Origin of the sequence: Janthinobacterium kochi, assembly GCF_051380715.1 — a bacterium.
Lineage (GTDB): Bacteria > Pseudomonadota > Gammaproteobacteria > Burkholderiales > Burkholderiaceae_D > Janthinobacterium.
Window position 1 is genome coordinate 876,492 of record NZ_JBNYXO010000001.1, and the last position, 13,697, is coordinate 890,188.

General features: G+C 57.7%; 23 protein-coding genes. 12 read left to right on the forward strand and 11 right to left on the reverse strand.

The window, feature by feature from the left end; all coding sequences use genetic code 11:
• Window positions 1-392 precede the first annotated feature (392 nt).
• The 9 genes from ACQ4WL_RS04115 to ACQ4WL_RS04150 all read right to left on the reverse strand — a co-directional run bounded on the left by ACQ4WL_RS04115 (window position 393) and on the right by ACQ4WL_RS04150 (window position 4,987).
• Window positions 393-572, reverse strand: coding sequence for a hypothetical protein (locus ACQ4WL_RS04115; protein WP_099376056.1), 180 nt, complete (start codon window positions 570-572; stop codon window positions 393-395).
• Between the two features lie 148 nt (window positions 573-720).
• On the reverse strand, window positions 721-1,242 hold the full coding sequence (locus ACQ4WL_RS04120) for an HNH endonuclease (RefSeq protein ID WP_436508249.1): 522 nt from the start codon (window positions 1,240-1,242) through the stop codon (window positions 721-723).
• A 62-nt stretch (window positions 1,243-1,304) separates the two neighbouring features.
• Window positions 1,305-1,679: a hypothetical protein gene (locus ACQ4WL_RS04125; RefSeq protein WP_436508251.1), complete on the reverse strand. Its 375-nt coding sequence runs from the start codon at window positions 1,677-1,679 to the stop codon at window positions 1,305-1,307.
• A gap of 246 nt (window positions 1,680-1,925) precedes the next feature.
• Window positions 1,926-2,219 carry a hypothetical protein gene (locus ACQ4WL_RS04130; protein WP_436508253.1) on the reverse strand — a complete coding sequence of 98 codons (294 nt, stop codon included), beginning with the start codon at window positions 2,217-2,219 and terminating at the stop codon, window positions 1,926-1,928.
• Window positions 2,220-2,310: 91 nt separating this feature from the next.
• A complete protein-coding gene (locus ACQ4WL_RS27615; RefSeq protein WP_495542726.1) occupies window positions 2,311-2,475 on the reverse strand; it encodes a DUF3761 domain-containing protein in 165 nt (54 codons plus the stop codon).
• Window positions 2,472-2,759: a hypothetical protein gene (locus ACQ4WL_RS04135; protein ID WP_436508255.1), complete on the reverse strand. Its 288-nt coding sequence runs from the start codon at window positions 2,757-2,759 to the stop codon at window positions 2,472-2,474. The genes ACQ4WL_RS27615 and ACQ4WL_RS04135 overlap by 4 nt, the downstream gene beginning before the upstream one ends.
• A gap of 127 nt (window positions 2,760-2,886) precedes the next feature.
• Complete coding sequence (locus ACQ4WL_RS04140) at window positions 2,887-3,774, reverse strand: hypothetical protein (protein WP_436508257.1); 888 nt, start codon at window positions 3,772-3,774, stop codon at window positions 2,887-2,889.
• A gap of 40 nt (window positions 3,775-3,814) precedes the next feature.
• Window positions 3,815-4,297 (reverse strand): hypothetical protein, encoded by a 483-nt coding sequence (locus ACQ4WL_RS04145; protein WP_436508259.1) that lies wholly within the window; start codon window positions 4,295-4,297, stop codon window positions 3,815-3,817.
• Window positions 4,298-4,987 carry a S24 family peptidase gene (locus tag ACQ4WL_RS04150; protein WP_165829470.1) on the reverse strand — a complete coding sequence of 230 codons (690 nt, stop codon included), beginning with the start codon at window positions 4,985-4,987 and terminating at the stop codon, window positions 4,298-4,300.
• Between the two features lie 79 nt (window positions 4,988-5,066).
• Between ACQ4WL_RS04150 and ACQ4WL_RS04155 the strand changes: the two genes are divergently transcribed.
• From ACQ4WL_RS04155 to ACQ4WL_RS04195, 9 genes are all read left to right on the forward strand, one after another.
• The gene (locus tag ACQ4WL_RS04155; protein ID WP_436508261.1) at window positions 5,067-5,417 is read left to right on the forward strand and encodes a transcriptional regulator; all 351 of its coding nucleotides are present in this window, start codon (window positions 5,067-5,069) and stop codon (window positions 5,415-5,417) included.
• Complete coding sequence (locus ACQ4WL_RS04160; protein WP_436508263.1) at window positions 5,414-5,554, forward strand: hypothetical protein; 141 nt, start codon at window positions 5,414-5,416, stop codon at window positions 5,552-5,554. The genes ACQ4WL_RS04155 and ACQ4WL_RS04160 overlap by 4 nt, the downstream gene beginning before the upstream one ends.
• 67 nt (window positions 5,555-5,621) lie before the next feature.
• On the forward strand, window positions 5,622-5,912 hold the full coding sequence (locus ACQ4WL_RS04165) for a hypothetical protein (RefSeq protein WP_436508265.1): 291 nt from the start codon (window positions 5,622-5,624) through the stop codon (window positions 5,910-5,912).
• A 17-nt stretch (window positions 5,913-5,929) separates the two neighbouring features.
• Complete coding sequence (locus ACQ4WL_RS04170; protein ID WP_436508267.1) at window positions 5,930-6,145, forward strand: hypothetical protein; 216 nt, start codon at window positions 5,930-5,932, stop codon at window positions 6,143-6,145.
• A gap of 76 nt (window positions 6,146-6,221) precedes the next feature.
• Window positions 6,222-6,485 carry a helix-turn-helix domain-containing protein gene (locus ACQ4WL_RS04175; protein ID WP_436508269.1) on the forward strand — a complete coding sequence of 88 codons (264 nt, stop codon included), beginning with the start codon at window positions 6,222-6,224 and terminating at the stop codon, window positions 6,483-6,485.
• Entirely contained in the window at window positions 6,482-6,646 is a 165-nt protein-coding gene (locus ACQ4WL_RS04180) for a hypothetical protein (RefSeq protein WP_436508271.1), read from the forward strand. The genes ACQ4WL_RS04175 and ACQ4WL_RS04180 overlap by 4 nt, the downstream gene beginning before the upstream one ends.
• Window positions 6,647-6,703: 57 nt before the next feature.
• On the forward strand, window positions 6,704-7,459 hold the full coding sequence (locus ACQ4WL_RS04185) for a KilA-N domain-containing protein (RefSeq protein ID WP_436508273.1): 756 nt from the start codon (window positions 6,704-6,706) through the stop codon (window positions 7,457-7,459).
• Window positions 7,456-7,860, forward strand: coding sequence for a hypothetical protein (locus ACQ4WL_RS04190; protein ID WP_436508275.1), 405 nt, complete (start codon window positions 7,456-7,458; stop codon window positions 7,858-7,860). The genes ACQ4WL_RS04185 and ACQ4WL_RS04190 overlap by 4 nt, the downstream gene beginning before the upstream one ends.
• Before the next feature lie 292 nt (window positions 7,861-8,152).
• On the forward strand, window positions 8,153-10,399 hold the full coding sequence (locus ACQ4WL_RS04195; RefSeq protein ID WP_436508277.1) for a DNA cytosine methyltransferase: 2,247 nt from the start codon (window positions 8,153-8,155) through the stop codon (window positions 10,397-10,399).
• 2 nt (window positions 10,400-10,401) lie between these two features.
• Here the strand turns inward: ACQ4WL_RS04195 and ACQ4WL_RS04200 are convergent, their stop codons facing one another.
• Window positions 10,402-11,046, reverse strand: coding sequence for a hypothetical protein (locus ACQ4WL_RS04200; RefSeq protein ID WP_436508279.1), 645 nt, complete (start codon window positions 11,044-11,046; stop codon window positions 10,402-10,404).
• A gap of 71 nt (window positions 11,047-11,117) precedes the next feature.
• Here ACQ4WL_RS04200 and ACQ4WL_RS04205 point away from each other — a divergent pair, with 71 nt between their 5' ends.
• Window positions 11,118-11,549 (forward strand): hypothetical protein, encoded by a 432-nt coding sequence (locus ACQ4WL_RS04205; protein ID WP_436508281.1) that lies wholly within the window; start codon window positions 11,118-11,120, stop codon window positions 11,547-11,549.
• A gap of 29 nt (window positions 11,550-11,578) precedes the next feature.
• Here ACQ4WL_RS04205 and ACQ4WL_RS04210 read toward each other — a convergent pair whose 3' ends face one another.
• Window positions 11,579-12,208, reverse strand: coding sequence for a hypothetical protein (locus ACQ4WL_RS04210; RefSeq protein WP_436508283.1), 630 nt, complete (start codon window positions 12,206-12,208; stop codon window positions 11,579-11,581).
• A gap of 29 nt (window positions 12,209-12,237) precedes the next feature.
• Between ACQ4WL_RS04210 and ACQ4WL_RS04215 the strand changes: the two genes are divergently transcribed.
• Together ACQ4WL_RS04215 and ACQ4WL_RS04220 are read left to right on the forward strand one after the other, a co-directional pair.
• Window positions 12,238-13,230: a phosphoadenosine phosphosulfate reductase domain-containing protein gene (locus ACQ4WL_RS04215; RefSeq protein ID WP_436508285.1), complete on the forward strand. Its 993-nt coding sequence runs from the start codon at window positions 12,238-12,240 to the stop codon at window positions 13,228-13,230.
• On the forward strand, window positions 13,227-13,355 hold the full coding sequence (locus tag ACQ4WL_RS04220; RefSeq protein WP_436508287.1) for a hypothetical protein: 129 nt from the start codon (window positions 13,227-13,229) through the stop codon (window positions 13,353-13,355). The genes ACQ4WL_RS04215 and ACQ4WL_RS04220 overlap by 4 nt, the downstream gene beginning before the upstream one ends.
• Window positions 13,356-13,697: the final 342 nt, after the last annotated feature.

The window sequence follows — 13,697 nt, forward strand, 5'->3', positions numbered from 1 at the left end:
TGAAATTCGTTGTTCTTTGGTGCCCCGCTGGGAGTCGAACCCGGCCGCTAAGCCATCCTCCGAGTTAGTTTCCTCGGCGCTCTCCACTGAGCTAACGGGGTATTCAATCCTGCGTACGCCAGGAAGCGCGTGTGGCGGCCGGCGCTGATTTCCTCCGGCATATTCCAGTTCTCGATACGTCAGCTCAAACAAGCGCCCGGGATAATCTCCGCTCGCGCATCAGCCTGCGCATTCACCACATGGCTGCCGACTACCCCTCCGATCCGCCCACCCGCTTGCACCAGCTTTACCTGTGTGGTCTAGGTTCCTCGGCAATCAGCAGCCATGTGGTTCCTGCGCTCGCCTGGCGCAGGGCAGGGGCGACGGCCTGGGCGACAGGCCGCAGCGGTAAATCAGGCGGCCGACACCTGCGAAGGGCGGAAGCGCTGGCTTTGCGTCGAACCGTCCAACAGCACTTCGAGGAAGTCACCGCGCGCACCTGGATGCGTCTGCACGAACTTGCCCGGACGCGGCAGCGGCTCGGTCTTCGTGCCCTTCACATTCACTTTCTGGTCTTTTTTGAAATTCGACATGCTGTATTTCCTTCAAGGTTAGTTGTGGCGCCGGGCTTCCCCGGGCGCCTGATCCTCACGAAGATCAATCGGGGCATTTCAGATCCCACTGGGTCGGTTCTTTTGCCTGACCAGGACTAGCCGGATGGTTGCAGCACCCGACGACCGCTTACTGCAGAGAACCCGTTACTGGGGAGGGACGATTGCTAAATCGAAACTCACCGAATGCTGCTTTTGCCGCAATCTCGTAAGCCTGAGCAGCCAGTTCACGTGTCTTGTGGCAGCCAAGGTAGTGATTGACGCCGCCGATCTTGATTTGGGCCTGCCAACTGCCATTGCGGCGCTCCGTCACGCCTTTGAGGCCAGATGCCGCCTTGACGGTTGTGTTTGCAATGTTCTGTGCATGAGTTGCCAGACGAAGATTCACAATTCGGTTGTCGTCTCTCACACCATTTATGTGATCCATGCTCAGCGTTGGGAACTCGCCAAAATGAATCGCCCATGCCAGGCGGTGCGCCAAATGGGAGTGGTTGTCAATGCTCAAAATGCGATAACCATCCCTGTCGAGTCGCCCGCACGGCGAGCCGCGCTGCCGAACTTTGTTCTTGGAGGTTTTCTTCCAGGTCAGCAGTCCGGTTTCCGGGGCGTATTCGATTTCGGAACGCAGGTAGTCAATCGAGATAGTGAGCATGGGTAGAAATCCATCTATGTTTATGAGTCCTGTTCTGCCTTGAACAGCGGCACGGGCGACCGCTAAATCTGCAATTTCTCCAGCACAGCGGCTTGTGCGCGGGTCCTGGCCTGGCAGTTCGCCGGATCGTCACGCGCCAGCTGCGCGGCACCATCGACTTCTTTGGTGGCTGCCGCCAGCGCATCCGAATAAATCGTGCCAGCGACAAATTCCCGGAACGCGTTGCCAGCGGTGGCCGCATCGCATGCCAAGGCGGTGCGCGCCAGCACATTCATGGCGCCAGGCGCTGCCAGCCGTTCGAGCAGCAGGTTGGCGATCCCGCTGGCGCCGGTGCCGCCGGTCAGCACTACGGTGCGTGCTGCCGAGGTTTTCTCGGCTGCCAGAGCGGTGATCATTTCTTCGCGCAGCTCGGCTGCATGGTGGTCGCGGGCGCTCATGGCGATTAGCCGCGCGCTGGGATGGCGATTGCCGGGATCACTTCGCCGTGGGAGATGAGGACCGCTTCGAGTGCTGCGAGCTCTGCTGGGGACATGTCGTACTCCTGTGTTTGCTTTCGATGGACGAAGTATTACACATATTGTGTATTCACAGCAAACAGTTTGTGTAATTATTTTTTGTGTCGGATGACGATAGGATTTGACGGACGAAAAAAAGCCTCGAATCGTCGAGGCTGGTGTGGATGCTTAAAAGGGCAGTTCGGGCGGCGGTGGGCGCCGGTAAGCCTGCCATTTGATTTCGTTAGCGTTGATCTGGCTGATCAGAGGCGCGACATCGAACGTGGCGTAGCTTCGGGAGAAGCTGCCGACGCGCGGTGCCAGGAGCAAGATAGGGAGGGCGGGGAAGAACAGTTGCGCATGCGCCAGCGCGGCCGGGCCAGTAGACGGCCAGGTATGCTCTGGCTCGACCTGGACCACGGCCAGCTGGATTTGCTTGATCTCAATAATGGCGGCGCAAAGTTGCATAAATGCATTATGCATTGAGTATTGCCAATTTGTAAGTTATTGGGAATGCGAGGGCATTAAAGAGCCCGCGCACGGCGGGCTTTCTTAAAACAAATTCGACAGAAAGTTAGCGCACGCCGCCATGAGAGGAGCATGCACCTTGCTTATCTTTTGAATGGGAAATCCATCCATCTTTGCAGGTAACGGTGTCGCTGTCGTCAATGCCCCCACCGCCGCAGCCGCTCAATGCGACGGAGGCGGCCAAGGCGCAGCAAAGGAAAAGAGATTTCATTTCGTCCCGGCCTTGCCAGTCTCAGGATTTATATTGCCCTTGGTGGACCAGTTATTGTCTTTGGTGTCATCCTTGGTCGAGCGGTCATGTCCTTTGACGACTGTGCCATCTTTCTTTGTATAACCGCCGACATGTTCGTGAGATGATTTTGCCCCCGTTCCAGTTGCAGCTTTGGCGCTGTGACCAGATGGGCTTGCATGGCTCGTCGAGTGCCCGCCGCGTGCGAAGGCTGGAATGGATATGGAGAGGGAGACTGCCAGTGCTGCAACCAATATTGCTTTCATTTTTATTCCTGGTGCGGCATAGGGGCGTGCCGTTTCGCACACCAATTATATGTAAAATTAGCAATAGTAAATCTAACCAATAGTTGCGGTGACAGGCGTAAAAAAGCCCGCACGCGGCGGGCTTCAGCTATTGCTTCGCTGCGGGTGTCGCCGGCACAACTTGAGGCGCGGCAGTCGCGGCTGGCGCCGTTGCACCAGATTGAGCGGTAGACGTCGCGGGCGGCGGTTGAACTGCAGAGAATTTACCGGAATTATTGATCAGGAAGGTCATGAGCGCAAGACCAAGCAAGCCGATTGTGATGAAAAGACCGACAGTCCATTTGATGGTGTCGGCGTTGGTTTTATGGACATTGGCATCTAGTGCGGCAAATTTCGCCACAAGCATGTGCTCAATCGATGCAAGCCTTCCATCCAATCTCGTTTCGATGACCTCGAGCCGGCCATCCGACTTTGCCGCAGCCGTTTCCAGCCGATGATCGAGACTGTCCGACATAGCTTTAAGACGTGCATCTATATAATCTTTGTCAGTTGTTGCGCTCATAATTGCATCATTATCCTGTATGGGCTTATTGTCAACCTTGATCACATCACTATTTTGTACCAATATTTTTACTAGATCGTCATCAAGTGCTGCCATATTGGCATCATATTTTTCTTTTGCGGCGGCCATGCCAGTCTCAATCTGGGCGACACGCAACATCGCTCTGGTGTTTAGCGCAACCATATCGCCCTGCATCACTGTAGAAAGGGCGATAACGTTTGGATCGTCTTGCCCATTTGCTGCGATTGCCCGATCGCGCTGCGCTACTAGTTCAGCCTGAAGCGATTTAATGTCCGCGAGATAGATCGACAGGCGATTAGTATCCGGCTCATCTTTGGAAAATTCGCTATTCGCCATCTCTATTAAAGATGCAAATATCCGGATGTTTTGCGTAAAGGTGGAAAGATGTGCGTCATCTGGATAGGCACTAGTAGATGCTTTTCCGTGGCCAACTGCTCCTGTGTTCGAGGTCATGTTATTTTATCTTGACTAAGAAAGTGCAAAGTAAATGGTTTTATTTTAGTTTTAGTAATTGCACGCCCGCGCTTGGCGAAGCAATCCCCATCAGCTTGCCCTTGCGGTAGAACATGATCTCCCGTGCGGCGCCACCAAGGCACGCATCCATATTTGCGTAGGTCGTGACCATCTGCAGGCGCTTCGCCTCGGGCTGCTTCTCGATTGCGTAGACCCAATGCACGGCAAGGTGATCGCCCTCGATGTGCCACTTTGCGAATTCTCGGATGCCTAACTGGACTTCTTGGGCTGCCATCTTGTTGCAGGACTGCGGCCTACGCATGGATACAGGAACCGGCTGCTCACTGACCGCTGGGCCTGTGAAGTGCGGATTTTTCGTACTGCTGACCAGCTTGCAGGCGTCGGCCGGCACGGCCTGGCTGACGGTGTAGACGCGACCAGATGCTGCGTTCGTGCATTGCCAAGTCTCAGCGTGGGCCACCGGCGCAAGCATTGCGCCGAGGACGAATATCAAGACCTTCATTTATAGCCGATCCTTGAAATTGCGCGCCTCAAAGCGCACGACGCGACCGATGACGTCACAATCACCGGGGCGACAAGGCTCTTGCGGGAAGTCTGGATTTTCAGATGTTAGATACCACTCGCGGCGCTCATATTTGAGGCGCTTCACGACCGGCTCTCCCTTGAAATTCAGCGCAAATACGCTGCCGTTCACCCGATTCTTGTCAGTGACGTTCACGACAACTACGTCCCCCTCAAACATCAGCGGTCGCATGCTGTCGCCCCTAACTTTGATTGCCAGCAATGCGCCTGGTGCCAAGTCTCGCTCTTCCAGCCAAAGGCGCGGGATATGGAAGTGGCCGCCGTCCTCGAATATGTGATCTGCTCCGAAGCCCGTAATTCCGGCGCGCACATGCTCTGGCACCATGCGAATGGCGACCGTGGAAGGTGCCATGCTTTCATCATCGGTTACGGGACTGCCGTCGGCAATATGGGATGAGCTGTCGAGGCCCAAGAGCTGATCTGTGGTCAGACCCAAGGCGCGTGCCACCGGCACAGCTTTGCCAACAGGCGCTCCCCGTGATTTCCAGTTCGTCAATACAGCGGGCGCAATGCCCAGCGTTTCGCGCAGCCATTGCTGGTCTTTTTGGAGTTCCACCAGTCGCGCTTCAATGCGCTCCCAAGGAATATTGTTTGCCTTTTTGTTCATCATCAAAGAATAGCTAAACATTCACAGAGTGTGTTACACAAAATGTTTGATCGAAATACACAAGTCGTGTAATATGATCTTCATGAATCCACTAGATAAAGCAATCCAGTTGTGCGGCGGCCTTTCAGCCTTGGCCAAGGAGATCGACGTCAGCTCCGCACGGCTCGGCAATTGGCGCTTGCGCAGCGTGCCCATCGAATACTGCCTCGCTATCGAAACGGCAACCGCAGGGGAGGTTTCCCGCAAAGATCTGCGCCCTGACGACTGGCACAAGATTTGGCCTGACTTGGCTGCTGCGTCCACACCTCGCCGCGCCACCGATTCCGTTCCACCGCCAGGCCACGCCGGCCGCCAGCCGCCCACAACGAACTGCATTCTCGACACCGTGCCAGACCGCGCTGCTGTCGGCATCGACGCAAGGGCAATTCCATGATCCGCCTGATCCCCATTTCTCCGCCGCGCCCGGCGGATGACTTCGTGCGCATCCCCATTGTCGAACCGCACCAGTTGCCGCCAGGCGTGCCGTTCGATGAATGCCTTGAACAACTGGAGGGTGAGCAGCCGCCGTAACGCGCGCCTATCACCCTGCAATTTCGCTGTACCCAAACCCTGTACCACCGACCACCAGGAGAAAACCATGAAACAGAAGCAAAAACGTACCGCACTCGTCAAGGGCTACATCACGGACGACAACAAGGATGCCTTGCAAGCCGCATGCACAGCGATGCGCAAGACCGTCAGCGATGTGCTGAACGAATGCACGATCGTAATCATCCGCAATCACCTGGACGCCAGGCCGAAACGGAATGATACGCCGCCGTTTTCGAGCGGAGCTAGGCCCAAATCAATAAATAACAGGGCCCAGATTTCGCCGGCGCCGCGCCCGTGCTTCGGCGTCGTCCCGCGCGTCGTGCGGATGCGGGTTTAACGGCATGGAGGCAGCTATTGAATAAACAAGCCGAGGTCACCGCCGAGGAAAGGGAGCTGGTCTTCCAGCGTTCGATGATCTACCGCCAGGCCGAGAAAGACCTGCAGGGTGCCAAGGACGGGGAGGGCGAGAGCGCGGCGAAGGCCGCGCACAAGGAAGCGCGCCAGAAATGGCGCGATGCCACCGACAGGGTGGCGAAGAAATACGAGGTGCCGCAGCGTGAGCCTCCATAACGGATCCTCACCCGACAGCTACAGCATCGCATGACCGGAAACAGCCACTTTAATCACCATCAATTAGGAATATGACATGACGCAAACAACTGCAATTACGCCGTATCGCTCGCTGGACAACGCTGCTGGCAACAACGAGCTGCTCGACACGCTGCTGGCCAAAGGCCCAAAGAACGACGCCGCCCTGGCCCGCGCGCTGGAAGTGGCGCCGCCTGTGATTTCCAAGATTCGCCACGGCCGCCTGCCCGTCGGCGCGTCGCTGTTGATCCGCATGCACGAGGTGTTCGACGTGTCGATCAGCGAGCTCAAGCGCATCGCGCGCGCCGAGGTGGCGGCTTGACCTGGACAACCATGCAGCCGGGAGGCGGCGCGCCGGCGCAGGCCGAGCAGGGCGCCCAGCAGCAAGAGCACGTCGAGCGCGAATTGCCGGTCGACCCCTGCCATGTCCGGACGCGCCAGCACTACGAAGCAATGCTGCAGGATATGCAAGGCCAGAAATGAAAAAAGCCCGCTGGCAGGCGGGCTTCCTTGAAACAACAAAAATTCGCGAAAGAATTTATGACCGAAATTGTACAACACAAAGGCATCACGATAGCGAATACGCTGATCGCGGTCGATAAAGAAGGCCGCTTTTGCCTTAACGACCTGCACAAGGCTGCTGGTGCGGAAAGTCGCCACCAGCCCGCATTCTTCTTCCGTCGCCCGGAAATACAGGAGCTGGAAGCGGAATTAAACTCTGCGCCGGCGCAGAGTTTGCCAACCATCACCAGCCAGGGCCGCAATGGCGGCACCTACGTTTGCAAGGAGCTGGTGTACGCCTACGCCATGTGGATCAGCCCGAAATTCCACCTGGAAGTCATCCGCACCTTCGACGCGGTGGCCACCGGCCAAGCGCCGGCCGCGCCGAAGCCCAGCGCAATCTCGCCCGCCAAGGAATTTCGCGCCATCTTCGGCATCGCGCGCCTGATCGGCCTCGACAAGAATGCCGCTGCCATCAGCGCGAACCAGGGCACCGCCGCGCTGACCGGCGTCAACATGCTGCAGCTGATGGAACGCACGCACTTGGCCACGCCCAGCCAGGAGATTTACTACACGCCGACCGAGCTGGGCAGCCGCTTTGTCAAGAGCGCCAAGGCCTTCAACCAGCTGCTGGTGCAAGCTGGCCTGCAAGAGAACATCGCCGGGCACTGGGTGCCGACGGAAAAGGGGCGTGCTCACGCTTTCGTGGCGGACACCGGCAAGGCGCATTCCAGCGGCACGCCCATCCAGCAAGTGAAGTGGCGCGATTCGGTGCTGGCTGAGGTGGCATTGTGACTGGCCAAGCTGACAATCGCGCGCGCCCGACTTTTGGCGTAAATAAGACGAAGCGCCGCCGTTCTGGCGTCACGCTCCCTAAACAGGGCTCCCGCTCGTATGTATTGCTGCAGGCGATGCTGGCCGGGCCGGGCACCTTCTACCAAATCTGCGAGCGTGCTGGCTTTGATATCGAAGAAGCGGGCATGGAGCACCGCTTGCGCATGATTTTTTCACGCTTCATCCAGGGAAATGTGCGCCTGGCGGGCATTCGCTACGTGCTGAAAGAAGCCTCGCGCGCGGCGCTGATCGGCGCTGAGCCCGAACAGCCTGGCCAGATTGCCACGCCGCATTTTCGTGGCACGGTGGGCGCAATGCCTGTCGTGGTCGTTCGCCGGCCAGTTGCGGAGGTGCGCCCATGAAGCCATCGTTAGTGTGGAACGCCCTTAAACCAATTCTGGTCAATCCAGCGGATTGCCAAGTACAAAGCATGCTCTCGGGCCTCGATTTCCGTTTCCGGTTCAACTCCGCCCAGCAAGACGCCAGACATAGCGTGGGATTCGCCATCTGGCGTTCTCAATATCGTGAAACTACCGTGCCATTTGCCTTGCTGCGCACCCCAAGTGTATTGCGAGGCTCGCACTTCGATCTCGCAACCTCGGTAGTAGTGCATCTTCGACATAGTTTCCTCCGTTGCAAAAAAGGCGTCATATCATGAGGCGCGATTTCTCTACTATACCGCTCGACCTCGGCAGCGAACTGATCATCGACAACTTTGCCGGTGGCGGCGGGACCAGCACCGGCCTGGAGCAAGCATTCGGCCGCCCGGTCGATATCGCCATCAATCACGACCCCGAGGCGCTGGCCATGCATGCGGCAAACCACCCGCACACCACGCACCTGTGCGAGAGCGTGTGGGACGTCGACCCGATCAAGGTCACGAACAACCGTCCGGTGGGCCTGGTATGGCTGTCGCCAGACTGCAAGCATTTTTCCAAGGCGAAGGGCGGCAAGCCCGTCGAGAAACGCATCCGTGGCCTGGCCTGGGTGACGCTGCGCTGGGCGGCCAAGTGCAAGCCCCGCGTCATCATGCTGGAAAATGTCGAGGAATTCAAAACGTGGGGCCCGCTGCTGGTCGAAGCCGACGGCAGCGCCAAGCCGGACCCAGCGAAGAAGGGCAAGACCTTCGACAGCTTCATTCGCCAGCTGCGCGCGCACGGTTACACCGTCGACTACCGCGAAATGCGCGGCTGCGACCACGATACGCCCACCATCCGCAAGCGCTTCTTCCTGGTGGCGCGTCGCGACGGCATCGCCATCAAGTGGCCAGAACCAACCCACGGCGCTCCGGACAGCATCGGCGTGCGCGCGGGCAAGCTGCTGCCGTACCGCACGGCCGCCGAATGCATCGACTTCAGCCTGCCGTGCCCATCGATCTTTGAGCGCGACAAGCCGCTGGCGCCGGCCACGCTGCGCCGCATCGCCAAGGGCATCATGCGCTATGTGGTCGACGCGGCCGATCCGTTCATCGTGAACACGGCCAACAGCAAAACCACCGGCAGGGCCCCGAACGTTTGGGAAACGGCCGAACCGCTGCGCACCATCACCAGCGCACCAGGGTTTTCCGTCGTGGCGCCGACTATCGTCCCTGTAACGCACCAAGGAAGCGATCGCACGGAATCCATCGGCGAGCCGTTCCGCACAATCACCGGCGCGCACCGCGGTGAGAAGGCACTGGGCGTGGCCACGCTGGTTCAGGTTGGATATGGCGAGCGCCCGGCGCTGTACCACTGCAAGGCTTGCGGGGACAAATTCCACGACCAGCACGCAACTGGCGTCGGCGGATTGGCGCCCGCCGAATGCCCGCGCTGCGGGGAAGAGGAAAGCGTTGTGTTGGTGCACGCGGCGCGGGGGCCGCGCTCGCTCGACATTGAAAAGCCGCTGGGCACGGTTGTCGGCGCAGCATCGAAGCATGCTTTGATCGAAGCTGAATTGGTTCCATTCGTCATGACAAACACCACCGGCCATCCTGGCGCGGGAGCAGACATGCCGGTACCGACTATCACCGCCGCAGGCAATCAAGCGGTGGCCACGGCATTCCTGGCCAAGCATTACACGGGCGTCGTCGGCTCCGACTTGACCGATCCTATCGGCACAGTCACCGCATGCGACCACCATAGCCTGGTGACGGCCTTCCTGACCGAGCATGCCAACGCGAGCAATCAGCGCGTGATGCCGGCCGACGAGCCGTTGCGCACCATCTGCGCCCAGGTCAAGGGCGGCCATTTCAGCATGGTGTCGGCGCACATCACGAAGTTCCGCACCGGCGCCACCGGCAGCGGCCTCGATGAGCCAATGCACACGGTCACCGCTGGGGGCCAGCAGGCCCGGCCCGGCACCGGCAATGCCATGGGCATCGTCACGGCGCACATCCAGCGCGACATGGGCGCCAGCGTGGGCCACGCCGCTGATGCGCCACTCGGCACGGTAACGGCCGGCGGTGGCGGAAAGTCGGTACTGGTCACCAGCAACATTATCAAGCTGCGTGGCACCAGCACGGCGGCCGGTACGGATGAGCCGCTGGGCACGGTGAGCGCCGGTGGCCAGCACCACGCCGAGGTGCGCTCGTTCCTGCTGGCCTACTACGGCGCCAGCGAGACGCACAGCCTTACCGATCCGCTCAATACGGTCACGAGCCGCGACAGGTTCGGCCTGGTGACGATTCAAGGCCAGGACTATCAGATCGTGGATATTGGCCTGCGCATGTTACAGCCGCGCGAGCTGTTCCGGGCCCAGGGCTTTCCCGACGATTACATCATCGGCGACGACCCGGCCCAAGGCCTGAAACTGACGAAGAGCGCCCAGGTGCGCATGTGTGGCAACTCGGTCTGCCCGCCCATGGCCAAGGCGTTGATCCTGGCGAACTTCGCACATGAGCGCGAGATAGCGAGGGTGGCGTGAGTTTATATATTACTAAGTACGACCCTACCTTGCTCTACAACGGCAACGATTTCGTGAAATGCGTCTTGTTCTATTGCCTTAAATGTAAGCACCTCTGCGTGAAGGTCGCGATAGTCCGAATTCATGAAGCCAGGATCCCGACGGGCGTTTTCAGTAATGAAACGAAGTACATGGACGCTTCTCTTCATCGCGAGTATTGCACCGACCATTACAGTGGATCTCAAATTGTGCAAGGGAATCGCCGCGAGAGCAGCTTCGGCGCCATCAAAGTCCAGGTGATAAGAACTGACTTCCAAGTACCCAAAGATTTTTGCTTGATCCAACATATCGTCAATAGCTTCAATTGCGATTTGGTGGGCGTATGCCGCGACGGTAAATGCGGAAGTGAGGCGCTCATCGTCCGCTTCCGCGCGTTCACGCTTAGCCAGTTTCTCTGCATTAGCGCTCTGCACACTCGCGATCACGAAACCTGCACATATAGCTACGAACGAAGAGAGGGCTTGAACCCAACTGGCTGTTTCGCTTGTTCCGAGGCGCCCACCTTTCGCTGTCATTGCATCCTGCAAACCAGCCGTCATAAAACCAAGGATGGAAATTATCAATATGGCTATAAGGCAAATGGCTATGTCTTTACGAGTGAATTTCATTCTAGATACTTAATGGACGAAATTTTGAAGCATACCCGAACTTTCTCAAATGCAATCAAAACGGAGTTGCCATGATCGCCAATCCCGCTCAAATTACCCGCCGCCACATGGCGAACCAGGCCGCTCCGGATTATTCACTGATCCGCAAGGCCTGCGCCTGCGGCAAGGCCAGCACCGCCAAGCAGCTGGCCCAGCACGGCAAATGCGCCGCCTGCGCGCTGGCCGCCGTCCGCGACGCAATCATGCCTGGCGACTTCGCCAAGCTGCGGCACATGCTGGGCGCCGTGGCTGAGCGCCCGAAATATCACTGGGGTTTGCGGAATTACTATTGCGCGAACTCTTCCGGCGCTGCGCGAGAGGCCATGCGGCGCCTGGTCGATGCTGGCCTGGCTATGACCGGCCACGAAAGCGAGACGCAGGCCTACTTTCACGCCACGCGCTTGGGTTGCAAGGCTGCTGGCCTCGACGCCGCTGGCATCAAGCGCGCGATGGAGTCCGCATGATATCTATTACCGCTTTAGTATGGTTGCAATCAAGATTTCGCCCCGATTGTTTCTTGAAGGGTCAAGTAGGCCTTATCAATAACGTTCAAATGAACGGCTACGTTTGTTTGAGCAACAACAAAGTTGTTGTCATGGTGAATAGCGCGCTCTTTAAATGCAACGTCAAGGGCATCAATCGATTTCATTGTAAAAATGAGCTGATCTCGTATATCCAGAATTGCCTCAGCCGCAGACGCGCTTCCAATTTCATGCACGGGTATTGCACCAAGTACATTTATGATGCTTTTAGTAATAGAGTGGTCATAGTTCGCGTAACGCCTGATTCCGACATTGTCGAGGTAGTCTTTGGCACAAAAAATCGATCGAATATTATCCACACGAGTTTTCGCCGCAGTGCAGATTGCAAAAATAGAGGCCAATCGTTTTCTTTCTTCAGTCTCAATCAAATGCAAGGAGTTTTCGGCGGCTTTTTGGGCCTGTCTTTCTCCAAGGAAAAAAGCGCCAAGAATCGCGGCGATCGATCCCAAAGCCTGCACCCAGTAAGCTGTCACGGTCACATCCATGCACGACCAAGGAGTGGCGCGATATCCGTAGTACGAGGCTGCGCTCAAAGCAATCATCAAAGTTGCCCATCTAAACCAGTTCAGCCGAATCAGCATAAATTTCCTTGTCAAAAGGAAAGCTTATCATGAGCCTGATCCACTTGATTTCACTTTCGGGCGGCAAAGACAGCACGGCCACCGCTATTCTCGCGCTCGAGCAGCACGGTATGGCCGCGTGTCGCTTCGTCATGGCCGATACGGGCAACGAGCACGAGAGCACGCTGGAATATGCGCTGGACTACTTGCCAGCGGCCCTGGGCATCAAGGTCGACGTGGTGCGAGCCGACTTCGCTGACGAGTTCGCTACCAAACGCGCCAACTTGTCACGTATCGCAGGCGGCGAACCTGAATTTGCAGTGTATGGCAAACGCAAGTTTATGTACCACTGGACGGCAGAGGCCGCCCAGCGCGCCCTTGAATTACTTCACCCAACTGGAAACCCGTACTTGGACCTCTGCATGGTGCGCGGCGGCTTCCCATCGCGCAAACGGCAGTTTTGCACTGAATACCTCAAGACCAAGCCCTTGACGGAGTTCGCCATGGATTTGATCGATCGTGAATGCGATGCGATCTGGTCCTGGCAGGGCGTCCGTATCGATGAAAGCCAGTCGCGCCGCGAGCGGCTGCAAGGCACTGGTGCGTGCGTCAAGCACTTCGAGGTAGTGGGCGGCGGCCTGTTCACCTACCGGCCCATCTTGCGCTGGAATGTCGGTGACGTGTTCGAGGCCCATCGCTTGGCCGGCATCGAGCCGAATCCACTCTACAAGCAAGGGATGTCACGCGTCGGCTGCATGCCTTGCGTCAACTGCAGTAAAGGGGAGCTGCACGAAGTGTCGCGCCGGTTCCCCGAGCACATCGCTCGAATCGCGGAATGGGAGGCTCTGGTGTCGGAAGTGTGCCGGCCACGCTCGCCTGTGTCGTTCTTTCACATGGGCACCAAGGCGCACGCGGGTCAGGCATCAACCATCGAATCCGTGGTCGAGTGGTCGAAGACCAGCCGCGGCGGCAAACAATTTTCGCTGCTCACAGCGTTGGACGAGCCAACGGCGTGCAGCTCTGCTTACGGACTTTGCGAATGATAAAGAATATTACCAGCAACAAATGGCGTGGCGACCGCGATGAACCTACCGCCACGACCATCATGGATATGGTCTATGCGAATGGCGGTGTGCAGGCGCGCTTGTTTTCCGAGGAGGACGCATGACGCACTGCTATTTTGAGGGGAGCAAGATGGGCCATAGCGATATTGCAAGGGCGAGCAGCGATATTAGTATGGCGACAAACGAGTGCAAATTAGCTCGCTCGGCCGCACGAGTGCTTCTTATAGCCAGGCCATTTTGCGTTATTTCCTCGCGTGCGCGGCGTCGACGGGCCTCCCGTGCGAGCCAAAGCCTGACAACTAGTCTGCTCCTGAAATCAATGAAATCGCCGCGAAGCAATCGCGACCTAATTTCGGTTACGACGTGGTCGATATGCATGGTTTGGATACCATATTCTGGAGTTTCGACGTTTTGCACCGCCTCTGCGGCTGTATCTACGTCTTTCA